Annotated in this window: 13 protein-coding genes; 7 read left to right on the top strand and 6 right to left on the bottom strand. The window is 65.3% G+C overall.

The features are described 5' to 3' along the window. Positions 1 to 41 precede the first annotated feature (41 nt). Positions 42 to 734: an alpha/beta family hydrolase gene (locus tag IF103_RS16035; protein WP_104882349.1), complete on the top strand. Its 693-nt coding sequence runs from the start codon at positions 42 to 44 to the stop codon at positions 732 to 734. 105 nt (positions 735 to 839) lie between these two features. On the opposite strand, the gene ppnP is transcribed toward IF103_RS16035, so the two are convergent. Both ppnP and IF103_RS16025 read right to left on the bottom strand, forming a co-directional pair. Then, complete coding sequence (gene ppnP / locus IF103_RS16030) at positions 840 to 1,124, bottom strand: pyrimidine/purine nucleoside phosphorylase (protein WP_023381400.1); 285 nt, start codon at positions 1,122 to 1,124, stop codon at positions 840 to 842. A gap of 77 nt (positions 1,125 to 1,201) precedes the next feature. Next, positions 1,202 to 1,753, bottom strand: a complete 552-nt coding sequence (locus IF103_RS16025) for a 3'-5' exonuclease (protein ID WP_023381399.1) — start codon at positions 1,751 to 1,753, stop codon at positions 1,202 to 1,204. Between the two features lie 163 nt (positions 1,754 to 1,916). On the opposite strand from IF103_RS16025, the gene IF103_RS16020 reads away from it, so the two are divergent. Both IF103_RS16020 and IF103_RS16015 read left to right on the top strand, forming a co-directional pair. Then, on the top strand, positions 1,917 to 2,717 hold the full coding sequence (locus IF103_RS16020; RefSeq protein WP_023381398.1) for a substrate-binding periplasmic protein: 801 nt from the start codon (positions 1,917 to 1,919) through the stop codon (positions 2,715 to 2,717). Positions 2,718 to 2,782: 65 nt separating this feature from the next. Then, complete coding sequence (locus tag IF103_RS16015; protein WP_023381397.1) at positions 2,783 to 3,796, top strand: GNAT family N-acetyltransferase; 1,014 nt, start codon at positions 2,783 to 2,785, stop codon at positions 3,794 to 3,796. 106 nt (positions 3,797 to 3,902) lie between these two features. Here IF103_RS16015 and IF103_RS16010 read toward each other — a convergent pair whose 3' ends face one another. Beyond that, on the bottom strand, positions 3,903 to 4,433 hold the full coding sequence (locus tag IF103_RS16010) for an RNA polymerase factor sigma-70 (RefSeq protein ID WP_023381396.1): 531 nt from the start codon (positions 4,431 to 4,433) through the stop codon (positions 3,903 to 3,905). Positions 4,434 to 4,772: 339 nt separating this feature from the next. On the opposite strand from IF103_RS16010, the gene IF103_RS16005 reads away from it, so the two are divergent. Further along, positions 4,773 to 17,726 carry a non-ribosomal peptide synthetase gene (locus IF103_RS16005; RefSeq protein WP_202675474.1) on the top strand — a complete coding sequence of 4,318 codons (12,954 nt, stop codon included), beginning with the start codon at positions 4,773 to 4,775 and terminating at the stop codon, positions 17,724 to 17,726. A gap of 212 nt (positions 17,727 to 17,938) precedes the next feature. Here the strand turns inward: IF103_RS16005 and dsbG are convergent, their stop codons facing one another. From dsbG to dsbD, 3 genes are read right to left on the bottom strand one after another with little or no spacing between them, the layout of a single operon-like run. Next, entirely contained in the window at positions 17,939 to 18,697 is a 759-nt protein-coding gene (dsbG, locus tag IF103_RS16000; protein ID WP_104883443.1) for a thiol:disulfide interchange protein DsbG, read from the bottom strand. Position 18,698: 1 nt separating this feature from the next. Continuing rightward, positions 18,699 to 19,535 carry a TlpA disulfide reductase family protein gene (locus IF103_RS15995; protein ID WP_104883444.1) on the bottom strand — a complete coding sequence of 279 codons (837 nt, stop codon included), beginning with the start codon at positions 19,533 to 19,535 and terminating at the stop codon, positions 18,699 to 18,701. After that, positions 19,535 to 21,247, bottom strand: coding sequence for a protein-disulfide reductase DsbD (dsbD, locus tag IF103_RS15990; RefSeq protein WP_023381392.1), 1,713 nt, complete (start codon positions 21,245 to 21,247; stop codon positions 19,535 to 19,537). Before dsbD ends, IF103_RS15995 begins: the two co-directional genes overlap by 1 nt. Positions 21,248 to 21,425: 178 nt before the next feature. Between dsbD and IF103_RS15985 the strand changes: the two genes are divergently transcribed. The 3 genes from IF103_RS15985 to IF103_RS15975 all read left to right on the top strand — a co-directional run bounded on the left by IF103_RS15985 (position 21,426) and on the right by IF103_RS15975 (position 24,998). Continuing rightward, on the top strand, positions 21,426 to 22,109 hold the full coding sequence (locus IF103_RS15985) for a response regulator (RefSeq protein ID WP_023381391.1): 684 nt from the start codon (positions 21,426 to 21,428) through the stop codon (positions 22,107 to 22,109). Beyond that, positions 22,106 to 23,428, top strand: a complete 1,323-nt coding sequence (locus IF103_RS15980; protein ID WP_023381390.1) for an ATP-binding protein — start codon at positions 22,106 to 22,108, stop codon at positions 23,426 to 23,428. The genes IF103_RS15985 and IF103_RS15980 overlap by 4 nt, the downstream gene beginning before the upstream one ends. A 178-nt stretch (positions 23,429 to 23,606) precedes the next feature. Beyond that, positions 23,607 to 24,998: an aspartate aminotransferase family protein gene (locus IF103_RS15975; protein ID WP_202675473.1), complete on the top strand. Its 1,392-nt coding sequence runs from the start codon at positions 23,607 to 23,609 to the stop codon at positions 24,996 to 24,998. The last annotated feature ends 24 nt before the right edge of the window (positions 24,999 to 25,022 follow it).

Genomic DNA, 25,022 nt, shown 5'->3' with positions numbered 1-25,022 from the left:
TCCCATCCACGGTTATTGGCAGGCTATACAGCGAGGCAAGCATGAGTAATGGGCAAAGTGCCGGTATTGACGGGGATCAATGGGCGAATATCGGAAATGTCCCAGGCTTGCGCTGCAATCCTCCGCGCCCAGGGCTGGGTGAAGGCCCCGCGGGCGGCCTGATCCTGGCCCATGGCGCGGGCGCGCCAATGGACAGCACGTTCATGGAGGACATCGCGCAAAGGCTGGCGGCGCTTGGGGTAGGCGTGATCCGCTTCGAGTTTCCCTACATGGCCGAGCGCAGGGTGAGTGGCGGCAAACGACCGCCCAATCCTCAGAAGGTATTACTGCAATGCTGGCGCGAGGTGTACCAGCAGGTGCGACCTTTGGTCGCGGGCAGGTTAGCCATTGGCGGCAAGTCGATGGGCGGGCGCATGGCCAGTCTGTTGGCCGACGAACTGGGGGTCGATGCGCTGGTATGCCTGGGGTATCCGTTCTATGCCGTGGGCAAGCCGGAAAAGCCCAGGGTCGAGCACTTGGCTGGGTTGCGTACGCCAACGCTGATCGTGCAGGGCGAGCGGGATGCGCTGGGTAATCGGGAAGCGGTGCAGGGGTATGCGCTGTCGCCTTCGATCGAAGTGAGCTGGCTGGTGGCGGCGGATCATGACTTGAAGCCGCTTAAGGCTTCCGGGTTCAGCCATGAGCAGCATTTGCAGGCGGCGGCTGAGCGGGTGGCGGGGTTTCTGAAGGGATAGTCTTGGTTTCATCGCCGGCAAGCCGGCTCCTACAGTTATTTCCGAAGTCGGCGCGATCCCTGTAGGAGTCGGCTTGCCGGCGATGAGGCCAGTGCGGACTAACGCTTAGTCGCGGTACTCACACAGGTAGGCAGTGTCCACCGCCACTTTCAACTGGAACTTGCTGTCGGCCTGCACGTTGAACTTGTCGCCAGCGTTGAAGGTTTCCCAGTTGTCGCTGCCTGGCAGCTTGACGGTCAGGGCGCCGGAAACGACATGCATGATCTCGCGCTTGGCGGTGCCGAACTCGTATTCGCCCGGTGCCATGACGCCAACCGTGGCCGGACCTTCAGTGCCTTCGAAGGCGATCGACTTGACGGTGCCATCGAAGTACTCATTGACCTTGAACATAGGGCGACTCCTGAAATGAGGGGGGATGAAAAAGGGCTGGCCAGTATGCCCAAGGCCACTGGCGCCGTCATCTGCTTTCAGGTGCCGTGGGCCGGCAGTGTCAGGGGCAGCAGGCGCGCCGTATTGCGCGCATCTTCCAGGGCCCGGTGCTGTTGACCGCAAAATTGCAGCCCGGCCAGTTGCAAGGCACCGTTGAGCCCGGTCGGCCGCTGCAGGTGGCGAGCCTTGGCGAAGCGTTGCTTGAGGTTGATGTGCGGCAGGTCTCGCAGCAGGCTGTCGACCTTGTGCTGTTGCCATTCCTGCAATAATTGCTGGCGATCGTAGTCGCCCCAGCTGACCCAGGCCTGCAGCTGGCCCCGATGGTGCCCCAGCCAGCGTTCGAAAGCGACCCACACTTCGGCGAAACCGGCGGCGCTGTCCACGCTGGCCTGGCTGATGTGCGTAAGCTCTCGGCAGAACGGCGTCAGCTGCGGGCGCCGTCTGGGCTTCACGAAGCGCTGGAAATGGTCGACCTCGCGGCCTTCGCGGGTCACCAGGCTGGCGCCGATTTCAATGACTTCCATCTCTGTGACCGGCCAGCCACCGTCATCGGTGGTGGCTTCCAGGTCGATCACCAACCAGTGGCCCATACCAGGCTCCCTTGCCATTCATGCCAAAGCAGCGTAGCCAATGTCTGCCCCCACGGCATCCCCTGGCAAAATGCCGTCACTTTGGCATAACCAGCGGTTGTGCGCCGCTGGGAAAACGCCTAGTTTAGGCGCATCCAGGTACGAACCGTGATGAGTGTCCGTCTTGACTCCAGCGCCCGGCCTAAAAGTGTTGTCTTCCCTGTTGGTACTCGCCGCGCTGTGGCTGGTCACGCCTGCCTGCGTTGCCGGGGCCATCGAAGTGAAGATCGGCGCCGCGCATTTCCCTCCTTATACGGTCCGCCCCGAGCAGGGCGCGGACACCGGCTTGCTGCCACAACTGGTGGAAGCGCTCAACCGGCTGCAGCAGGACTACCGCTTCGTGCTGGTGCCGACCTCCATTCAGCGGCGCTTCGGCGACTTCCAGCAAGGTCGCACCGACATGGCGATTTTCGAGAACCCGCAATGGGGCTGGCAAAGCATTCCGCATCAGACCGTGGACATGGGCCTCGAGGATGCCGAGGTATTCGTCGCCAAGAAGCTCGACAACCGTGATCAGCGCTACTTCGATGACCTGAGGGGGAAGCGGCTGGCGCTGTTCAATGGCTACCACTACGCATTCGCCGCTTTCAACCCCGACCCGAACTACCTACGCAAGACCTACAACGCGACGCTGACCTATTCCCATGACAGCAACCTGTTGATGGTTCAGGCCGGCCGCTCCGACATCGCCCTGGTGACCCGTTCCTACCTGAGCGATTTCATGGTGCGCAACCCGGAAAGCCTGGCGCAGTTGATGGCCTCGGAGCGGGTCGACCAGGTCTACCACCACTACGCGTTGCTCCGCCCCGATGCCCCCATCAGCGACAAGGCGTTCGCCGGGTTGCTGCGTGACCTGCGAGAGACCGGCGAACTGTCGCGGATCTTCCAGCCATACCGCATTACCGTGGAAACCCCCGGCGACTAAATTCCTGCAGCGTGGTCACGTTTTCAGGTGTGAGCCTTTCTATTCTCTACCTGTGAGCCATGACCATGCCGTTCGATGCCGCTTCGCAGCCCTTGTCCCTGCCACGCTGGCGCAGCCTGAGCGCCGATGAGGGAGACTGCTGGCTGAGCCTGACCCTTGAAGGTCGCCCGTTGATCCGGGTGCGCCTGGAGCCGGCTGAAACCCTGCACGTTCACCTCGAACGCCTTTGCCCGGAGCGTCCGTACCAAGCCTTGTGGGCCGCGTGCTATTGGTTGCTGTCGCGCGACCCCGCGCGCCAGCGCCTGGCCTGGCGTCTGCCCGAGCCTGTGCCGCAGGCATTGACCAGCGGCCTATTGCTGAGTGCCGACCAGCCGGGGCACTACCTGTGCGAACGCACCCTGTTCTGGCAATTGCCCCAGCCCTGGCTGGGCCAGGTCGCCAGCGAGCCCTATCCGCAGCAGATGCAGATCAGCCATGGCAAGCGTCACCCCCGCCGTGCACCGAAACCCCGTGGTGAGGTGTATCGCCGTTTCGATGCCCGCCTGGGCAGCTGGGTATCGTTGCGCACCCTGGAAATCGACCAGGACCTGGAGCGCTTCAACCGCTGGCAGAACAATCCGCGCGTCGAGCGGTTCTGGCAGGAGGGCGGCTCCCTGGAGCAGCATCGCGAATACCTGACCAAGCTCGACGCCGACCCTCATACCCTGACGCTGATCGGCTGTTTCGATGACCAGCCTTTTGCCTACTTCGAAGCCTACTGGGCGAAAGAGGACCGCATCGCTCCGTTCTACCCTGCGGACGATTACGATCGAGGCGTGCATATGCTGGTGGGCGAGGAGACGCACCGAGGGCCGCACAAGGTCGCGAGCTGGTTATCGGCCCTGGTGCATTACCTGTTCCTGGACGACCCGCGTACACAGCGGGTGGTGGCCGAACCACGCGCCGACAATGGCAAGATGATCGGCTACATGCACGACCAGTGCTTCCACTGCGAGAAAGAGTTCGACTTCCCGCACAAGCGTGCGGCGCTGATGATCCTGGGGCGCGAGCGCTTCTTCGATCATTGCAAGCTGGTTTGACGGTATCTCAACAAGAACTGCGCAGCCCGGGTGGGAGCGCCGGGTGGGAGCGGCCTTTTATCGCGAAGAGGCCGCTCCCCGGGGGGCGGAAAACGGCCTGAAAAACTCAGGCCTGTCGGCTGGCCGTCTTGCGGCAATGTACCAGGGCGTCGCGAATCATGAAATTCACCAGCGTTGGCGACACGCCCAGTTCCTTGGCGATGTCCTTCTGTGGCACGCCGTGCAGGCGGTACATCTCAAAGGCGTAGCGAGTGCGCTGCGGCAGTTCGTTGAGCGCATCGGCAATGTGCTCCAGGGTGGCGAGGTTGATGTGCGTAGCTTCCGGCGAGGCGTTCTGGAGGACCACATTCAGGCCTTCCTCTTCACTCCCGGAGTACTTCAGTTCCATCGCCTGCTTGCGGTAGTGGTCGATGGCCAGGTTACGCACGATCTGAAACAGGTAGCTGAGCTGGGCCTTGAATGACGAGGTGATCTGCGGAGCAGCGCTCAGACGGAAGAAAGCGTCCTGTACGACATCTTCAGCGCGTGAGCGACAACCCGTGATGCGGGCGGCGATCTTCACCAGAATGCTGCGATTGTCGACGAATGCCTGGAGTAATGGTGAATCGCACTTACTTGTGGATAGTTGTTCCGCCATGGAAATCACCTTGTCTCAGATGGGAGAGGTCGCACCCCATGTGGGGTAGCTTCCTACGACGTGCGACAAGCTATTCGTAATGATAATTAATGTCAAATACGAAACGTAATTAGTAAATATAACCTTCGGGAATATCCGCTACGAAGCCGCCGTGGGCGCGAGCGTGCTCACGATGCGCCGTGGGCGGTGTTCTGCCCGCGCCCTATTTCCATCCCTCCCGACGCTAATTTCTTCCCCCACCAATCCGTTCACCTGTGTACATCCGGCCGCCGAGCGCTGCCCGCCGACCACCGCGTGGGCAGCTGGCCCGACTTACCCAGACACTGGCAGGAACCCCCCATGACGGACGCCTTCGAACTCCCGCTCACGCTGGTCCAGGCCCTGGCGCAACGCGCCGCGCAGACACCGGACCGCATCGCCTTGCGCTTTCTGGCCGATGACCCCAGCGAGCAGGCCGTGCTTAGCTACCGGGACCTGGACGCGCGCGCTCGCACCATAGCCGCCGCCCTGCAGGCGCGAACCGCACGAGGGGACCGCGCCGTGCTGCTGTTCCCAAGCGGCCCGGATTACGTTGCGGCGTTCTTCGGTTGCCTGTATGCCGGCGTCATCGCCGTTCCGGCCTACCCGCCGGAGTCATCGCGCCGCCATCATCAAGAGCGCCTGCTGTCGATCATCGACGACGCCGAGCCGCGCCTGCTGCTGACCGTCACTGCGCTGCACGACAGCCTGCAGGGCCTGGAAGCCTTGAGCGCGGACAATGCTCCGGCACTGTTGGCGGTGGACAGCCTGGACCCTGCGCTGGCGGCGTCCTGGCGCGAACCTGCGCTGGCGTGCGATGACATCGCCTTCCTGCAGTACACCTCCGGCTCCACCGCCCTGCCCAAAGGGGTCCAGGTCAGTCACGGCAACCTGGTGGCCAATGAGCAACTCATTCGCCATGGTTTCGGCATCGACCTGAACCCGGACGATGTGATCGTCAGCTGGCTGCCGCTTTACCACGACATGGGCCTGATCGGCGGCCTATTGCAGCCGATCTTCAGCGGTGTGCCGTGTGTGTTGATGTCGCCAGGCTACTTCCTCGCCAGGCCGCTGCGTTGGTTGCAGGCGATCAGCGCGTACGGCGGCACCATCAGTGGCGGCCCTGACTTCGCCTACCGACTGTGCAGCGAGCGGGTCAGCGAGGCGGCCCTGGCCGGGCTCGACCTCAGCCGGTGGCGCGTGGCGTATTCCGGCTCCGAGCCCATCCGCCAGGACAGCCTCGCCACCTTCGCCGACAAGTTCCAGTCATGCGGTTTCCAACCGAGCAGCTTCTTTGCCAGTTACGGCCTGGCCGAGGCCACGCTGTTCGTCAGCGGCAGCCGTCGTGGCCAGGGTATCGCTGCGTTGGAACTGGACGCCGAAGCGTTTGCCGCCAACCGCGCCGAGCCGGGCGAGGGCAGTGTGCTGATGAGCTGTGGTTATCCGCAGCCTGGACACGCTGTGCGTATCGTCGAGCCACAACGGCTCGAGGTGCTGAGTGACAACCAGGTGGGCGAGATCTGGGCGGGTGGCCCGAGCATCGCCCTGGGCTACTGGCGCAACCCTGAGGCCACTGCCCGGACCTTCGTCGAGGCGGACGGCCAGACCTGGCTGCGCACCGGCGACCTGGGGTTCATGCGCGATGGCGAGGTGTTCGTCACCGGTCGCCTGAAGGACATGCTCATCGTCCGTGGGCAGAATCTGTACCCGCAAGATCTGGAAAGAACCCTCGAGCGTGAAGTGGCGGTGCTACGCAAAGGTCGCGTAGCGGTGTTCGCCGTCGACGATCAGGGCGAGGAGGGCATTGGCGTTGCGGTAGAGGTCAGCCGCAGCGTGCAGAAGGCCGTCGAGCCTCAGGAACTGATCAAGGCCCTGCGCCAGGTGATCGCTGATGCCTGCCGTCAGGCCCCCGCCGTGGTGTTGCTGCTCAATCCCGGCGCGCTGCCCAAGACCTCAAGCGGCAAGCTGCAACGCTCGGCCTGCCGTCTGCGCATGAGCGACGGTAGCCTGGACTGCTATGCGCGTTACCCGGCACCTGCCGAGCCGGCCATCGCCACGGCCGTTGGCGACGCTCTGCAGGCGCGCATCGCGACAGCCTGGCGCGAGGTGCTCAAGGTCGAAGCGGTGGCCGCGGACGATCACTTCCTGCTGCTGGGCGGCAACTCCATCGCTGCTACCCAGGTGACTGCACGCCTGGCCGACGAGTTGGGCATCGACCTGGGGCTGCGCACGCTGTTCGAAGCGCCCATCCTGGCAGACTACCGTGCTGCCGTGGCGGCCATCCTTGCCCAGGGCAGTGCCAAGGCGACGGTTATCAGCAGCCTGAGCCGTGGCCAGGCGCTGCCACAGTCGCTGGCGCAGAACCGCCTGTGGTTGCTGTGGCAGCTGGCGCCGCAGTCGGCGGCCTACAACATTCCCGCCGGCCTGCACTTGCGCGGCGAGCTGGACGTCGCTGCACTGGAAGCTGCGTTCCAGGCCCTGGTGGCCCGCCATGAATCGCTGCGTACGCTGTTCAGCGAAGAAGGCGGCCAGGCGTTGCAACGGATCCTGCCCGAGCGACCGTTCACTCTAAAGCGCGTGGACCTCCAAGGGCTGAGCGCCGATGACATGGCGAGGCTGCGTGAGGAGGAGGCCCAGCATCCGTTCGACCTGACCGGCGACCCGCTGTTGCGGGTGACCCTGGTGCGCCTGGATGACGAGGACCATCAGCTGTGGGTGACCCTGCACCACATCATTGCCGATGGCTGGTCGCTGAACATCCTGCTCGATGAGTTCGCCAAGTTGTATGCCGCACATTGCCAGGGCCTGCAAGCCAACCTCGCTCCCCTGTCGCTAGGCTATGCCGACTACGGCAACTGGCAGCGGCAGTGGCTGGCCGATGGCCAGGCGCAGCGCCAGTTGGCGTACTGGAAGGCCCGTCTGGGCGATGAACTGCCGGTGCTCGACCTGTGCACCGACCATCCGCGCTCCGCCCTGCGCGACCGGCGCGCCGCGCGCCTCAATCTCAAGGTGTCGGCCAAGTTGGGCGACGCCATCAAAGGCCTGGCCCGAGAGCAGCAGGCGAGTCTGTTCATGGTCCTGCTGGCGGCATGGCAAGGCCTGTTGCACCGCTACAGCGGCCAGAACGACCTCTGCGTCGGCGTGCCCAATGCCAACCGTCCGCGCCTGGAAACCCAGGGCATGGTCGGCTTCTTCATCAACACCCAGGTGCTGCGCGCCAAGCTCCATGGCCGTCTGCCGTTCCAGCAGTTGCTGGCGCAGGTGCGCCAAGCGACCCTTGAAGCCCAGGCCAACCAGGACCTGCCGTTCGAACAACTGCTCGAAGCCTTGCCCGAAGCGCGCGAGCAAGGCCTGTTCCAAGTCATGTTCAACCACCAGCAACGCGACCTGTCTGCCCTGCGCCGCCTGCCCGGCCTTCTGGCCGAAGAGCTGCCGTGGCATAGCCGCGAAGCCAAGTTCGACCTGCAACTGCACAGCGAGGAAGACCACCAGGGCCGCCTGAGCCTGGCGTTCGACTACGCTGCCGAACGGTTCGAAGCCAGCACCATCGAGCGCCTGGCCCAGCACCTGCTGGCGTTGTTGGAGCAAGTCTGCGCCCAACCGCGGATGGCCTTGGGCGAGGTCCGTTTGCTGGATGAGCAGGGCCGCGAGCAACTGCTGGGTTGGGGCCAGGCCCCGATGCCAGCCCCTAAGAGCCTGCTGTTAGGGCAACTGAACGAGCAGGCCCGGCTGACCCCGCAGCGCACGGCGCTGGTGTGGGAGGGCGGTAGCCTCGATTACGCCGAACTGCACCAGCAGGCCAACCGGCTGGCCCACTACCTGCGCGACAAAGGCGTCGGCCCGGACACCTGCGTTGCCATTGCCATCGAGCGTTCACCGCAACTGCTGATCGGCCTGTTGGCCATTCTCAAGGCCGGTGGCGCCTATGTGCCGCTGGATGTCGATTACCCGGCCGAGCGTCTGGCCTACATGCTCGAAGACTGCAAGGCCGGCCTGCTGCTCAGTCACAGTGGCCTGCTCGACAGGCTGCCGCAGGTGGACGGCGTCAGCGCCATTGCACTCGACCAACTGCACCTGGACAGTTGGCCAAGCCAGGCGCCTGGCCTGCATCTGGATGGGGATAACCTGGCCTACGTGATCTACACCTCCGGCTCAACCGGACAACCCAAGGGCGTCGGCAATACCCACGCGGCCCTTGCCGAACGCCTGCAATGGATGCAGGCCACCTACGGCCTGAACGACAGCGACGTGCTGATGCAAAAGGCGCCGATCAGTTTCGATGTGTCGGTGTGGGAGTGCTTCTGGCCGCTGGTCACCGGCTGCCGCCTGGTGCTGGCCGGCCCCGGCGAGCATCGCGACCCGCACCGCATCGCGGCGCTGGTGCAGCAGCATGGCGTGACCACGCTGCACTTCGTCCCGCCGTTGCTGCAAGTGTTCGTGCAAGAGCCGCTGACTGCCGGCTGCACCAGCCTGCGGCGAGTGTTCTCCGGTGGCGAGGCGCTGTCGGCGAACCTGCGTGACCGTGTGCTGCAAGTGCTACCGCAGGTGCAGTTGCACAACCGTTATGGCCCGACCGAAACTGCGATCAACGTTACCCACTGGCATTGCCAGGCAGAGGATGGTGAGCGTTCACCCATCGGCCGCCCGCTGGGGAATGTGATCTGCCGGGTGCTGGATGACGAGATGGAACTGACCGCCCCGGGTGTGCCGGGCGAACTGTACCTGGGCGGTGCGGGTCTGGCGCGGGGCTATCTGGGCCGTCCGGGCCTGACCGCCGAACGCTTCGTGCCCCAGGTCGATGGTAACGGCGAACGCTTGTACCGCAGTGGCGACCGTGCCCGCTGGCAGATGCAGGTCCAGGCGCTGGAGTACCTGGGTCGCCTCGATCAGCAGGTGAAAGTGCGCGGGTTCCGCGTCGAGCCCGAAGAGGTCCAGGCCTGCCTGCTGAGCCAGTCCGGTGTCGACCAGGCCCTGGTGCTCATCCACAAGGATGGGATCAGTGCACGACTGGTCGGCTACTACAGTGGCACCGCCCAGCCTGAAGCGCTGGTGGCGGCCCTGGCAGAGCGGTTGCCGGCCTACATGGTCCCTGCGCAGTTGATTGCGCTGGCGCACCTGCCGCTGGGCCCCAGCGGCAAGGTCGATCGCAAGGCCTTGCCAGCGCCGGTCTGGCAGCAGCGCGAACATATCGAGCCACGAACTGCGTTGCAGCAGGAGGTGGCGGCGATCTGGCGCGCGGTGCTCAACCTGCCACGTATCGGCCTGCAGGACGACTTCTTCGACCTTGGCGGCCACTCGCTGCTGGCTACCCAGATCGTCTCCCGCACCCGCCAGGCCTGCGATGTCGAGCTGCCGCTCAAAGCCTTGTTCGAAGCCAGCGAGCTGGGCGCTTTCTGCGCCGAGATCGCTCGCATCCGCGAGGCTGGCGAGCGCAACCTGCAAGGCGAGATCGCACGTGTCGACCGCCGTCAGGCCGTGCCGCTGTCTTACTCTCAGCAGCGCATGTGGTTCCTCTGGCACATGGAGCCGGACAGCCCGGCCTATAACGTCGGTGGTATGGCCCGGCTGCGTGGCACTCTGGATGTGGAGGCCTTCGAGCGTGCCTTGCAGGCGCTGATCGTGCGCCATGAAACCCTGCGTACCACCTTCCCGAGCATCGACGGCGTGCCGTACCAGTGCGTTGCCGAGCACAGCGGCCTGCAGCTCGATTGGCAAGACTTCAGCACCTTGCCTGCCGATTCCCGCCAGCATCGTTTGCAGCAACTGGCCGATGCCCAGGCGCACCAGCCGTTCGACCTGGAGCGCGGCCCGTTGCTGCGTGCGTGCCTGGCCAAGACTGAGGTGCACGAGCACTTCTTCGTCCTGACCTTGCACCACATCGTCACCGAAGGCTGGGCCATGGACATCTTCGCCCGCGAGCTGGGCGAGCTGTACGAGGCCTTTGTCGACGCGCGCGAATCGCCATTGGCGCCGCTGCCGGTGCAGTACCTCGACTACAGCGTGTGGCAACGCCAGTGGCTGGAGAGCGGTGAGGGCACCCGTCAGCTGGCCTACTGGAAAGCCCGCCTGGGCGATGAACACCCGGTGCTGGCCCTGCCGTCCGACCGCCCGCGCCCGGCCGTGCAGAGCCACCGGGGGGAGCTGTATCGCTTCGACCTCGACCCGGCGCTGGTGGCCCGCGTGCATGCCTTCAACAGCCAACGTGGCCTGACGTTGTTCATGACCATCACCGCCACGCTGGCCGCATTGCTGCACCGCTACAGTGGCCAGCGCGACCTGCGCATCGGCGCGCCGGTGGCCAACCGTATTCGTCCCGAGAGCGAGGGGCTAATCGGCGCCTTCTTGAACACCCAGGTGCTGCGCTGCGAGATGGACGGACAGATGACCGGCACCGCGCTGCTCGATCAGGTGCGCCAGGTCGCCATCGAGGCCCAGTCGCACCAGGACCTGCCGTTCGACCAACTGGTCGAAGCCCTGCAGCCGCCGCGCAGCAGTGCCTACAACCCGCTGTTCCAAGTCATGTGCAACGTCCAGCGCTGGGCCTTTCAGCAGCGCCGCGAACTGGCGGGCATGCAGGTGGACTACCTGGTCAACGACGCCAGTGCCACCAAGTTCGACCTTTATCTGGAGGTCACCGACCTGGACGGCCGCCTCGGCTGCTGCCTGACCTACAGCCGCGACCTGTTCGACGAACCGCGCATCGCGCGCATGGCCGAGCACTGGCAGCAGTTGCTGGTCGGCCTGCTCGACGATCCTCAACGACGTCTGTGCGAGTTGCCGATGCTGAGCCACACCGAGCAGCAGGTGCTGGTGGGCCATTTGCAGGGCGAGCCGGACCACGGACTCAACCAGACCCTTCACGGCCTGTTCGCCATCCAGGCCGCCAGTACCCCGCAAGCCCTGGCACTGACCTTCGCCGGCCAGCACCTGAGCTACGCCGAGCTGGACCAACGGGCCAACCGCCTGGCCCGGGCCCTGCGCGAGCGCGGTGTCGGCCCGCAGGTACGGGTGGGCCTGGCCCTCGAGCGCTCGTTGGAGATGGTCGTCGGCCTGTTGGCCATTCTCAAGGCCGGCGGTGCCTATGTGCCGCTGGACCCCGAATACCCGCTCGACCGTTTGCACTACATGATCGAGGACAGCCGCATCGGCCTGTTGCTGAGCCAGCGCACGCTGCTGGAGGCGCTCGGCGAGCTGCCCGATGGCGTGGCCCGCTGGAGCCTCGAAGATGATGCCGTCAGCCTGTCCGCCTACAGCGATGCGCCGCTGGACAACCTCAACCTGCCACAGCACCAGGCGTACCTGATCTACACCTCCGGCTCTACCGGCAAGCCCAAGGGCGTGGTGGTCAGCCACGGTGAAATCGCCATGCACTGCCAGGCGGTGATCGCCGCCTTCGGCATGCGTAGCGACGACTGCGAGCTGCACTTCTATTCGATCAACTTCGACGCAGCCAGCGAGCGCCTGCTGGTGCCGCTGCTGTGCGGTGCCCGCGTGGTGCTGCGCGCACAGGGGCAGTGGGGCGCCGAGGACATTTGCCAACTGGTGCGCGAACAACAGGTGAGCGTGCTGGGCTTCACCCCGAGCTATGGTAGCCAGCTGGCCCAGTACCTGGCGGGGCGGGGCGAGCAACTGCCGGTGCGCCTGGTCATCACCGGCGGCGAGGCGCTGACCGGCGAGCACCTGCAACGCATTCGCCAGGCCTTCGCGCCGCAACAGTTCTTCAACGCCTACGGGCCGACCGAAACGGTGGTGATGCCGCTGGCCTGCCTGGCGCCGCAGACCCTGCCCGCCGATGCCGGCAGCGTGCCGATCGGCCGGGTGATCGGCGCACGTAGCGCGTACATTCTCGACGAGGACCTGGCGCTCCTGCCCCAGGGCGGCATCGGCGAGCTGTACATCGGTGGTGCGGGTTTGGCCCAGGGTTACCACGACCGCCCCGGGCTCACTGCCGAACGCTTCGTCGCCGACCCATTCAGCCATGATGGCGGTCGCCTGTACCGCACCGGCGACCTGGTGCGCCTGCGTGCCGACGGGTGTGTGGAGTACATCGGGCGTGCCGACCAGCAAGTGAAGATCCGCGGTTTCCGGATCGAGCTTGGCGAGATCGAGAGCCGCCTGCAGGAGCATGCCGATGTCGACGACGCGGTGGTCCTGGCAATCGACCTGCCCGGTGGCAAGCAACTGGTGGGCTACCTGGTGTGCAGGCAGGCCACGGCGAGCGCCGAGGCCCAGGCCTCGCTGCGCGAAGCGATCAAGGCCGATGCCCGCCAGCACCTGCCGGACTACATGGTACCGGCGCACCTGGTGCTGCTCGACAGCCTGCCACTGACGGGCAACGGCAAGCTCGATCGCCGCGCACTGCCGCTGCCGGATCTCCAGCAAGCCCAACAGCATTACCTGGCCCCGAGCAACGAAGTCGAGGCACAGTTGGTGCAGGTCTGGTGTGAGGTGCTCAATGCTGCCCGCGTGGGCGTGCAGGACAACTTCTTCGAACTGGGCGGCGACTCGATCCTGTCGATCCAGGTGGTCAGCCGTGCCCGTCAGCTGGGCCTGCAGTTCACCCCGCGCGACCTGTTCCAGCACCAGACCATCCAGACCCTCGCCGCCGTGGTCAGCCGCAGCGCAGCGCCAAGCGACATCGAGCAGGGCTTGCGGCAGGGGCGTAGTGGCCTGACGCCGATCCAGCACTGGTTCTTCGACAGCCAGGTCACCCAGCCACAACACTGGAACCAGGCTGTGCTGCTGCAAGCTCGCCAAGCACTGGACAGCACGGTGCTGGAGCGCGCCCTGGCCGGCCTGGTGGAACACCACGACAGCCTGCGCCTGCGCTTCGTCCAGGCCAATGGCCGTTGGCAAGCCGAGTATGCGGCGTCGGCCAGCCAGCAGTTGCTGTGGACCGCCACGGTCAGCGACTTCGACGACTGCCAAGCGCTGTACACCGACGTGCAGCGCAGCCTCGACCTGCACCAAGGCCCACTGCTGCGCGCCTTGCTGGTGAGCGATGGGCAGGGCGCACAGCGCCTGTTGCTGGCGATCCACCACCTGGTGGTCGACGGTGTGTCCTGGCGTGTCTTGCTCGAAGACCTGCAAGCGCTCTACCGTGGCCAGACGCTCGCTGCCAAGACCCATGCCATGGGCGACTGGGCAGCACGCTTGGCCAGCTACGCCGGCAGTGACTCGCTAAGAGACGAGCTGGATTGGTGGCAGAGGCAACTCGGCAATGTGCGCCACGAGTTGCCATGCGATCACCCTCAGGGCGGTAACCTGAACCGGCATGCGCGCACGCTGGCCATCGGCCTGGACGTGGAGCAGACCCGTCGGTTGCTTCAGCAGGCCCCGGCGGCTTACCACACCCAGGTCAATGACCTGCTGTTGACCGCGCTGGCCCGTGTCCTGTGCCGCTGGAGCGAGGACGAAACCGTACTGGTGCAGCTCGAAGGCCATGGCCGTGACGGGCTGTTCGAGGACATGGACCTGACTCGCAGCGTCGGCTGGTTCACCAACGCCTATCCGCTGTGCCTGAAGCCAGCGGTAGGCGACGACGAAAGCGCCCGCGCCACGTCCATCAAGCACATCAAGGAACAACTGCGCCAGGTACCGCACAAAGGTCTGGGTTACGGCGTGCTGCGCTACCTTGCCGATGACGTCGGGCGCGAGCGCATGGCGGCCCTGGCGCAGGCACGCATCACCTTCAACTACCTCGGGCAGTTCGACCAGCAGTTCGATGCCGCCGCGCTATTCCAGCCGCTGGATGCGCCAGCGGGCCTGGCCCATGACCTCGATGCGCCGCTGCCGAACTGGCTCAGCGTCGACGGCCAGGTCTATGGCGGCGCCTTGCAACTGCGCTGGACCTACAGCGCCGAGCGCTACGACGACTCGACCATCGCCCGTCTGGCCGAGGCCTATCGCCAAGAGTTGCTCGCACTGGTCGAGCATTGCCTGGCCGATGGCAACGGCAGCTTCACCCCATCAGATTTCCCCCTGGCTCGCCTGACCCAGGAGCAGATCGACGCCTTGCCGGTACCCGCCGACGAGATCGAAGACGTCTACCCGCTGACGCCGATGCAGGAAGGCCTGCTGTTGCACACGCTGCTGGAACCCGGCACCGGCATCTACTACATGCAAGACCGCTACCGCATCAACAGCGCGCTGGACCCTGAACGCTTCACCCAGGCCTGGCAGGCCGTGGTGGCGCGCCACGAAGCCTTGCGCGCATCGTTCAGCTGGAACGCTGGCGAGGCGATGCTGCAGATCATCCACAAACCCGCCAGAACGCCGGTGGATTACCAAGACTGGCGTGGCCTGGACGACGCCACCCAGGAGGCGCGTTTGCACGCCCTGCACAAGCAGGAGCGCGAGGCCGGTTTCGCGCTGCTGCGCGAGGCGCCGTTCCACCTGCGTCTGGTGCGGGTTGCCGACGAGCGCTACTGGTTCATGATGAGCAACCACCACATCCTCATCGACGCCTGGTGCCGTTCGCTGCTGATGAACGACTTCTTCGAGCTCTACCAGGCCCTCGGCGAAGGTCGCCAGGCCCAATTACCGGTACCGCCGCGCTACCGCGACTACATCGGCTGGCTGCAGCGCCAGGACCTGGACGAAGCCCGTGCCTGGTGGCGGGCCAACCTGGCCGGCTTCGAGCGCGCCACCGCCATCCCCAGCGATCGCCCGCTGCGCCATGATCGTGCCGGCGACGGCATGGTGGTCGGCGATTGCTACACCCGCCTTGAGGTCGGCGAAGGTGTGCGCCTGCGTGAGCTGGCCCAAGCCCATCAGCTTACCGTCAACACCTTCGCCCAGGCGGCCTGGGCCCTGGTGCTGGCGCGCTACAGCGGCGACCGCGACGTCGCCTTTGGCGTGACCGTGGCCGGACGCCCGGTGAGCATGCCGCAAATGCAGCGCACCGTTGGCCTGTTCATCAACAGTATCGCCCTGCGCGTACAGCTGCCCGACGCGGGCCAGCGCCGCAGCGTGCGCCAGTGGCTGCAAGGGCTGCTTGAGCGCAACATGGAGCTGCGCGAGTACGAGTACCTGCCGTTGGTGGCGATTCAGGAATGCAGCGAACTGCCCAAGGGTCAGCCGCTGTTCGACAGCCTGTTCGTGTTCGAGAACGCCCCGGTGGAAACCGCCGTGCTTGACCACGCCCAGCACCTGAATGCCAGCTCCGACTCGGGCCGCACCCACACCAACTTCCCGCTGACCGCCGTGTGCTATCCAGGCGATGACCTGGGCCTGCACCTGTCGTTCGACCAGCGCTACTTCGACTATCCGACCGTCGAACGCCTGCTGGCCGAGTTCAAGCGTCTGCTGCTGGCCTTGGTCGAGGGCTTCGAAGGCGATGTCAGCGAGCTGCCGTTGCTGGGGGTCGAAGAGCAGCGCTTCCTGCTTGAAGACTGCAACCGCACCGAGCGTGCCTACGCCCTTGATCAGAGCTATGTCGAGCTGTTCGAGGCTCAGGTCGCCGCCAGCCCTGAGCGAACCGTCGCCCGCTGCCTGGAGGCGTCGTACGACTACGCCGGCCTGAACCTGGCGGCCAACCGGCTGGGCCATGCATTGGTCGCCGTCGGCGTGGCCATCGACCAGCCAGTGGCCCTGTTGGCCGAGCGCGGCTTGCCGCTGCTGGGCATGATCGTCGGCAGTTTCAAGGCCGGGGCAGGCTACCTGCCGCTGGATCCGGGCCTGCCGACGACGCGGCTGCAGCGCATCGTTGAACTCAGCCGCACCCCGGTGCTGGTGTGCAGCGCGGCCTGTGCCGAGCAGGCGCGTCAGTTGCTCGATGAGCTGGGCGGCGTGATGCGGCCGAAGCTGTTGGTCTGGGAAGAGGTGCAAGCCAGCCGTGTCGCCAGTCATAACCCCGGCATTCACAGCGGGCCGGACAACCTGGCCTATGTGATCTACACCTCCGGTTCCACCGGTTTGCCCAAAGGCGTGATGGTCGAGCAGCGCGGCATGCTCAACAACCAGCTGAGCAAGGTGCCGTACCTGGCACTGAGCGAGCAGGACGTGATCGCCCAGACTGCCTCGCAGAGCTTCGACATTTCGGTCTGGCAGTTCCTGGCCGCGCCGCTGTTCGGGGCCAGGGTCGAGATCGTGCCGAATGCCATTGCCCATGACCCGCAAGGCTTGCTGGCCCACGTTCAAACCACCGGTATCACTGTGCTGGAAAGCGTGCCTTCGTTGATTCAGGGCATGTTGGCCAACGACCACCAGACCCTGGATGGGTTGCATTGGATGCTGCCCACTGGCGAAGCCATGCCACCGGAGCTGGCGGCGCAGTGGCTGCAGCGTTACCCGGCCATTGGCCTGGTTAACGCCTACGGCCCGGCGGAGTGTTCGGACGATGTGGCGTTCTTCCGCGTCGATGCTGACTCCGCCCGCGGTAGCTACCTGCCCATCGGAACGCCGACTGACAACAACCGTCTGTACCTGTTTGGAGAAGACCTGACACTGGCGCCACTGGGCGCGGTGGGTGAGCTGTGTGTTGCCGGTACCGGCGTCGGTCGTGGTTATGTGAGCGACCCGGTGCGCACAGCGCAGGCCTTCGTCCCGCATCCCCATGGCGCGCCGGGTGAGCGCCTGTACCGCACCGGCGACCTGGCGCGCCAGCGGCCGGATGGCGTGTTCGAGTATGTCGGGCGTATCGACCACCAAGTGAAGATCCGCGGTTTCCGCATCGAGCTAGGCGAGATCGAGGCGCGTCTGCACGAGCAGGCCGAGCTTCGAGATGCCGCTGTCGGTGTCCAGGACGGCGTCAACGGCAAGCACCTGGTCGGCTACCTGGTCGCCCATCAAGGCGTCGTCGCCGACGCTGCTTTGCTTGAGCAGGTCAAGCAGCGCCTGCGCAGCGAACTGCCGGAATACATGGTGCCGCTGCACTGGGGCTGGTTCGACAGCCTGCCGCACAACGCCAACGGCAAGCTTGACCGCAAGGCCCTACCGGCTATCGATATCGGCGGCCAGCACAGCCAGGCCTATGTTGCACCGCGCAATCCGCTGGAAGAGACACTGGCCGGCATCTGGGCCGATGTGCTCAAGGCCGAACGGGTAGGGGTGTGCGACAACTTCTTCGAGCTGGGCGGGCATTCGCTGCTGGCCACGCAGATCGCTTCGCGGGTGCAGAAGCAGTTGCAATTGAACGTGCCACTGCGGGCGATGTTCGAGTGCAGCACGGTGGAGGCGTTGGCTGAGTATGTGCAAGGGCTGCGCGACAGTGCGCTTGATGACGACAAGGTCGACCGGCTGAGTGATCTGATGGCGGAGCTGGAGGGGCTTTAAGGTGGGGGGCGCTTGGCGCCCCTTTTCATTGGCGTATGTTCATGCGTGCATCCTTCGATATCACGGCGGTCGCGCGCGCCTGTGGCAGGCGTTATTGGCCCGAAACTAGCGTAGGAGCGAGCCTTGCTCGCGATGCGCCGCGCGGGCGGCGCTCGATTTGCGCAACACCACCAAACCCAGGGCAAGCGCCGCACAGCCCCCCCTCTACGCATTTACCGCTTACCCAGAATCTTCCCTAACATCTCCGGCCGCGGCGCCCCTTGCTGGCTCTGCAGATTCCCTTGCTCGTCCTGATAGAAAATCGCCGGCGTAGCCTGCAACCCCATTTCCTCCATCAAGGCGAGATGCGCCTCCAACTGCTTCTGTACCTTCTCAGGCACGTTCTCCAACGGCTTGAGCGTACTGCCCTTGCCGGCCCTCTCGTGCTCGGCCAGCGCCTTGGCCGGGTCCTTGGCGGCCAACAATGCAGCTGACTTGCCCGGGCTGTCCTCGCGGATGATGCCGACCATGATATGGCGCAACTGCACCTTGCCCGACTCGACCCAGGGCCGCGCCTGTTCCCAGAACATGTTGCAGTACGGGCAGTTGGGGTCGCTGAACAGGTACACCTTGCGCGGCGCATTGTCCTTGCCATCGGCGATCCAGGCGGTTTTCTCCATCTTCACCCAAATTTCCTTGCTCATCGGCGCATAGACCAGCTTCTGCAAAGGCTCGGCGCTGAGGTCCTTGCCCTGTTCGTCGAACAGGCTGCCGACCAGCACGTGCTTGCCATCAGGGGTGAGGTACAGGGCCAAGCCGTTGTTCTGGTATTCGGCGGCGTAGCCGCGCAGGCCGTTGGGGGCGTCGAAGCTGCCCTTGATCTCGGCGCCCTTGGCCTGGATCTGTTGGATCGCCTTGGGCAGCTCTTCTGCCTGCAGGATCGGGGCGGCCAGGAGGGCCAGGCTCAGGGGCAGCAGTGCAGTCGATCGCATGTCATTTTCCTTGTGCGGCAGGGGCGGGCGCGCTGGCCCGTTCGAAAGGTTCCAGGGCATGGCGCAGGCTGGCGCGCGACAACTCGCCCAGGTGGCTGCCGATCAACCGGCCATCGGCGTCATAGAACAACGTGGTGGGCAGGGCCATGGAGCCGACCCGCTGGGCCAGCAGGCCGGTGCCGTCAAAGAGCACGTGGGTCAGGCTCAGGCCGGTGGTGGCGAGGAAGGTGCTGACGTTTTCCGGCGTCTCGCCCTGGTTGACGAACAGGAAGGTCACATGCGGATAGTCGCCCTGGGCCTGCTGCAGCACCGGCATTTCCCGGCGGCATGGCGGGCACCAAGTGGCCCAGATGTTGATCACCAGCGGCTTGCCTCGGTAGCTGTGCAACGCCACGGCTTGCCCGCCGGCATTGGTCAGGCTCAGATCCGGCAACTCCGTGCCCTTGCTGTACAGGTGGCTGCCCAAGCTGGCCATGCCCCAGAACAGCGCGCCGCTGAACAATGCCCAACCCAGCGGGCGACGTAGACCAGGCTGGCGCCAGCCCTGCCACAGGGCGGCCAGGACGATACCGACCAAACCGGACCAGAACAGGAAGCCGCCGTCGCGAATGTCGATGATCTGCACCCAGTCATCGCGGTACATCGGCCAATAGGCCAGGACGAAGCCCAGGCGTGCGCACAGCAGGCCGATCAGGAACAGGTTGAACAGCGCCGACTCGGGGCTTTGGCCACCACGCCGGGCGACCCACCAGCCGATCAGACAGGCAACGGCCAGGGCGGCAAGCATCAGCAGATGGTTGAGGGCCATGGTCAACGGCCCGAGGGTGATGGTCAGCATCAACCTTGGCTCCTGGTCTGGGTCCAGTGTTGCACGAATGCCGGCGCGTCCACTTCACCGGTAATACGCCGGGCGCGACGTTCCTGGCCTTCCGGACCGATCCAGATGATGCTGGGCGGGCCGGGTACCTGGTAGCGTTGCAGCAGTTCGCGGCTGGCCGGTGAGTCGGCGGTCACGTCCAGGCGCAACAGGTGCACTCCGGCCAGGCTGGCCCGCACATCGCCACGGGCAAATACCTGTTTCTCCATGACCTTGCACGACACGCACCAGTCGGCATAGTAGTCGAGCATTACCCACTGGCCGCGCGCCTTGGCGGCATCCAGTTCGCGTTGCAGGTCCTCGGGGCGGCTTACGGTGGTGAAGGTATCCGCGTTGTGCGGTGTCGCGCTCACGGCGGTGCCTACGGTAAAGGGTCGCAGCGGTTGCCATGGGTCGTCACCACCGGCGGCGGCACCGACCAGTAGCAGGCCGCCCCATAGCGCGCCAAGCAAGGGTACCGCGCGCAGTGCAGGCAGGCGCTGCAAGGCTGGCCAGGCGGCCCAGGCCAGCGCGATCAGCCAGGCACCGCTCAGCGCCAGCACCAGCGTTTCAGCCAGCAAGCTGCGCACGGTGTACAGCGCCATGGCCAGGAACACGAAGCCGAACACGCCTTTGACGCGGTTCATCCAGGCGCCGGGGCGCGGCAGGTAACGGTTGCCCAGCGTCACCAGCAGCAACAGTGGCACACCCATGCCCAAACCCAGGGTGAACAGCACCAGACCGCCTTCGATGACATCGCCGCTCTGGGCGATGTACAGCAGCGCGCCGGCCAGTGGAGCTGTCATGCAGGGGCCCAGCAGCAACCCGGAAAGCGCGCCCAGCAGCGCGGCGCCGTACAGGTTGCCGCCACGGGTGCCTTGCCCGGCACGGTCCAGGCGGTCGCGCAGCGCGGCAGGCAGTTGCAGTTCGAATGCGCCGAACATGGGCAGGGCAAGGATCACGAACAGCCCCGCCAGGCTACCCAGCAACCAGGGTTGTTGCAGCCAGGCTTGCAGGCTGGCACCCAGCAGCGCGGCGACAACGCCAAGCGCCGCGTACACCAGCGCCATGCTCAGCACGTATACCCCCGCCAGTACCCAGCCACGGCGGACGCTTGCACCGTTGCCGAGTACCAACCCAGCCAGAATCGGCAGCATCGGCAACGAGCACGGGGTGAAGGCCAGCAACAGGCCAAGGCCGAAGAAGGCCAGCAGGCTCCAGGCCAGGCCAGCTTGCTGCAGGTTGCTGGCCAATGCCTGGTCGCTGGCCTGATCGGCCACGGCCGTGGCGCTGCCGCCAAGGTCTATGGCCGTGGTTTGTGGCGGGTAGCACAAGCCGGCATCGGCGCAGCCTTGCCAACCCAGGCGCAGCTCACCCTTGGCGCTGGCCGGGATCAGCAGCTCCAGTTGGTCGCGATACACCGCGCTGTCACCGAAAAACGCGTCGTGGTGGTTCAGGGCAGGGGGCAATTGTGGGTGTTGGTCGGCCGCCAGGCCGTCGAACTTCAGGCGCTTCTGGTAAAGGTAGTAGCCCTGCTTGATCTGGAAGAACAGGCGCATCTGGCCATCGGCCTGGCGGTCCTGGGTCAGGACGAAGGCCTGGTCGACCGGCAGAAAGTCGGGTTTGACGTCAAACGGGTTGGCCTGCAGCGGGCCAGCCAGGAGAAATGTCAGGAAGAGCAGGAGAACGCGCATGTCTTCGCCTTGGCAATGCTTGGGATGCAGCCATGCTGGCCTGGGTTTATTAACTAAGGGTTAACGTAGCCCAGCCGGCGCGACAACCCGCTATCGCCGCCGGAAAACCCAAGGTCCATAATCCCCTCTTAATCGCGCCATAGTGCAATGCCTGTTACACCATCCTGGGAGCCCCACCATGCACGTTCTGCTCTGCGAGGACGACGATCTGATCGCCAGCGGCATCTGCGCCGGCCTCACCGCCCAGGGCCTGACCGTGGACCGAGTGGCCAACGCAGCTGGCGCCCGTGCCATGCTCCAGGCCGCGCAGTTCGACGTCATGATTCTGGACCTGGGCCTGCCTGACGAAGACGGCCTGAAGTTGCTGCGTCGCCTGCGCCAGCAGGGCGAGAACTTGCCCGTGCTGGTGCTCACCGCGCGCGATGCGGTCACCGACCGGGTCGACGGCCTGCAGGCCGGTGCCGACGACTACCTGCTCAAACCCTTCGACCTGCGTGAGCTGGCTGCGCGTTTGCATACCCTGCTGCGACGGGTGGCCGGGCGCGCAGTGAATGTCATCGAGCATGGTCCGCTGCAGTATGACCCCAGCAGCTGCGAAGCGACCCTGGCCGGCAAATCGGTGGATCTGTCGCGGCGCGAGCAGGCCTTGCTCCAGGCGCTGCTGCAGAACCCCGGTCGGGTGTTGTCCAGCGAGCAGCTCAAGGATTGCGTGTACGGTTTTAGCGACGAGGTCGAAAGCAACGCATTGAACGTGCATATCCATCACCTGCGTCGCAAGCTCGGCAATGGCATCGTCGAAACCGTGCGTGGCCTGGGTTACCGTCTGGGGCCGGCCCAGGCGCCTGAAGAGGTTGCGCCATGAGCCTGCGCGTGCGCCTGAGCCTGATCCTGGGCAGCGCTTTCATTATCATCTGGGCCTTGGCTGCCGCCTGGATGCTGCGAGACCTGCGCCAGCAGATGATGTTCTCCCTCGACCAGCGCCTGGTGGCGTCTGCGCGGATGGTCGCCGGCCTGGTCGACCAGTTGCCGCAGCCTCTGACCGCCAAGGGCGAAGATGCACATTTTTCGGCCGATCAGTTCAGCGTGCCGGACGGCATGGCCTGCCAGGTCAGTTCGCTGCGAGGGGAGATTCTCGCCAGCAACCACAAGCACGACGGCGCCATGGATGACCAGCGCAGTGGTTTTCGCGATCAGACCATCGACGGAGCTTCGTGGCGTACCTTCACCTATAACCACGGCGACATACGTATCACCACCGCCGATCGCCATCAGGAGCGTGAGGCGCTGAACCAGTCGATTCTGCTGGCGGCATCAGCGCCGGTATTGATGGCATTGCTCGGCAGCCTGGGCTTGCTGTGGATCGGTTTGGGCAAGGGCCTGGAGCCGCTCAACCGCATGCGCGATGCCTTGCGCAGGCGTCGCGCCGACAGTGTCGAGCCGCTTCAGGTGGCGGGCTTGCCCAGCGAATTGCAACCTTTGCTGGAGACGCAGAACCAGCTGTTCCTGCGCATCGCCCAGACCATCGAGCGCGAGCGGCGCCTGACCGATGATGCCGCCCATGAACTGCGCAGCCCGCTGACCGCCATCAAGACCCACCTGCAGGTGGCGCGGATGACCGATGGCGCGGTTCGCGAGCAAGCGCTGGAGCACGCCGAGCAGGGCACTGACCGCATGCACCGCACGCTGGAGCAACTGCTGATGCTGGCCCGGGTGGAAGGCAGCCTGTCATTCGAGGATGGCGTGCAGTGCAGCGCCGAGCAAGTGGCCCGCCAAGCGGTGCAGGATGCTGGGGGAGGGGACAATCGGCGCATCGTCTTGCGCCTGCCCGATGAAGCCGCGCAGATCTACCTGGGCATGCCCGCGCCGCTGGCCGTGGCGGCGCTGCGCAACCTGCTGGACAACGCCCTGCGCCATGGCGGTGAGGCGGCGGTGGAGCTGGATGTCCACATGGCCGATGGACAGGTGGGTTTCATGGTCCGCGACCACGGGCCGGGCATTGCCGAGCAGGACCTGGAGCACCTGACCGAGCGTTTCTGGCGCACTGGCAAGAGCGGCGGCTGCGGGTTGGGGCTGGCCATCGTGCAGGCGATCGTTCAGCGTTGTGCCGGCAGCCTCAGGTTCGACAGTCGCAGCGATGGGCTGCGGGTGCTGCTGCAGGTGCCAGCACGCTCGGGTAGCTGATCTTCCTTGGCCTCATCGCCGGCTTGCCGGCGATGAGACCGTCGAACCCTGCACAATTTCGCACATCAAACGCTAAATCCTCCTCGCGCCAAAGCGTTTCCCAAGCGACTACTACCCGACACACATCCGGTTACAGGGGCGTGACGGGGTACATTCGCTTGCTTGCGAGGATTTACCGATGTCGACCGCTTCCAGCCTTGCCCAGGTCCTACCGACCAGCGCGCCGCAACCCCTGTATGAGTTCGCCGATTCCCCTTTGCTGCAGCGCCAGCAACAGCAGGAATCCAATGCCCGCAGCTATCCACGACGCCTGCCGCTGGCGCTCAAGCGCGCCCGTGGCATTCACGTCGAGGACATTGAAGGCCGCCAGTTCATCGACTGCCTGGCCGGAGCCGGCACCTTGGCCCTGGGTCACAATCACCCGGTGGTGATCGAAGCGATCCAGCGCGTGCTGGCTGACGAACTGCCGCTGCACACCCTGGACCTCACCACCCCGGTCAAGGACAGCTTCGTCCAGGACCTGTTCGGCGTGCTGCCGGAGGCGCTGCGCCGTGAAGCGAAAGTGCAGTTCTGCGGCCCGACCGGCACCGATGCGGTGGAAGCGGCCCTGAAACTGGTACGTACGGCCACCGGACGCAGTACGGTGCTGGCGTTTCACGGTGCCTACCATGGCATGAGCCAGGGTGCGCTGAGCCTGATGGGCAGCCACGGCCCGAAACAGCCCTTGGGCGCGCTGCTGGGGAATGGCGTGCAGTTCATGCCGTACCCCTACGATTACCGCTGCCCCTTCGGCCTGGGCGGCGAGGCAGGGGTGAAAGCCAACCTGCATTACCTGGAAAACCTGCTGCTCGACCCGGAAAGCGGTGTGCCGTTGCCTGCCGCAGTCATTCTGGAAGTGGTGCAAGGCGAGGGCGGGGTGATTCCGGCCGATATCGAATGGCTCAAGGGTGTACGCCGCATCACCGAGCAGGCCGGCGTGGCGCTGATCGTCGATGAAATCCAGAGTGGTTTCGCCCGTACCGGGCGAATGTTCGCCTTCGAACACGCCGGCATCGTTCCGGATGTGGTGACCCTGTCCAAAGCCATCGGCGGCAGCCTGCCGCTGGCGGTGGTGGTGTACCGCAACTGGCTGGACACCTGGAAGCCAGGCGCCCATGCCGGTACTTTCCGTGGCAACCAGATGGCCATGGCAGCGGGCTCGGCGGTGATCAACTACCTGAGCGAGCACCGTCTGGCCGAACATGCTGACGCCATGGGGCAGCGCCTGCGAGGCCATCTGCTGCGTCTGCAGCGGGACTGCCCGCAATTGGGCGATATTCGTGGCCGCGGTCTGATGCTGGGGGTGGAACTGGTCGACCCGCATGGCCGGGCCGATGCGCTGGGCCACCCGCCGGCCCACCGCGAACTGGCGCCGAAGGTGCAGCGCGAATGCCTCAAGCGTGGGCTGATTCTGGAGTTGGGTGGGCGTCATGGAGCGGTAGTGCGCTTCCTGCCGCCGCTGATCATCAGCGCCGAACAGATCGACGAGGTCGCCCAGCGATTCGCCGAGGCTTTGGCTGCGGCGCTCTGATAGTGCCTTGGGCTGCATGGCAGC

Source organism: Pseudomonas sp. SK2 (assembly GCF_016772395.1).
GTDB lineage: Bacteria > Pseudomonadota > Gammaproteobacteria > Pseudomonadales > Pseudomonadaceae > Aquipseudomonas > Aquipseudomonas taiwanensis.
The sequence above is the reverse complement of the archived record's forward strand: the minus strand, read 5'-3'. Positions and strand labels throughout refer to the sequence as shown.

Excerpts from the sequence above, each read along its gene's own strand:
- dsbG (WP_104883443.1), bottom strand. The coding sequence starts at position 18,697 with ATGCGATCGACTGCACTGCTGCCCCTGAGCCTGGCCCTCCTGGCCGCC.
- IF103_RS16035 (WP_104882349.1), top strand. The coding sequence starts at position 42 with ATGAGTAATGGGCAAAGTGCCGGTATTGACGGGGATCAATGGGCGAAT.
- ppnP (WP_023381400.1), bottom strand. The coding sequence starts at position 1,124 with ATGTTCAAGGTCAATGAGTACTTCGATGGCACCGTCAAGTCGATCGCC.
- IF103_RS15995 (WP_104883444.1), bottom strand. The coding sequence starts at position 19,535 with ATGCTGACCATCACCCTCGGGCCGTTGACCATGGCCCTCAACCATCTG.
- IF103_RS16005 (WP_202675474.1), top strand. The coding sequence starts at position 4,773 with ATGACGGACGCCTTCGAACTCCCGCTCACGCTGGTCCAGGCCCTGGCG.
- IF103_RS15985 (WP_023381391.1), top strand. The coding sequence starts at position 21,426 with ATGCACGTTCTGCTCTGCGAGGACGACGATCTGATCGCCAGCGGCATC.
- IF103_RS15980 (WP_023381390.1), top strand. The coding sequence starts at position 22,106 with ATGAGCCTGCGCGTGCGCCTGAGCCTGATCCTGGGCAGCGCTTTCATT.
- IF103_RS16015 (WP_023381397.1), top strand. The coding sequence starts at position 2,783 with ATGCCGTTCGATGCCGCTTCGCAGCCCTTGTCCCTGCCACGCTGGCGC.
- dsbD (WP_023381392.1), bottom strand. The coding sequence starts at position 21,247 with ATGCGCGTTCTCCTGCTCTTCCTGACATTTCTCCTGGCTGGCCCGCTG.
- IF103_RS15975 (WP_202675473.1), top strand. The coding sequence starts at position 23,607 with ATGTCGACCGCTTCCAGCCTTGCCCAGGTCCTACCGACCAGCGCGCCG.
- IF103_RS16025 (WP_023381399.1), bottom strand. The coding sequence starts at position 1,753 with ATGGGCCACTGGTTGGTGATCGACCTGGAAGCCACCACCGATGACGGT.
- IF103_RS16010 (WP_023381396.1), bottom strand. The coding sequence starts at position 4,433 with ATGGCGGAACAACTATCCACAAGTAAGTGCGATTCACCATTACTCCAG.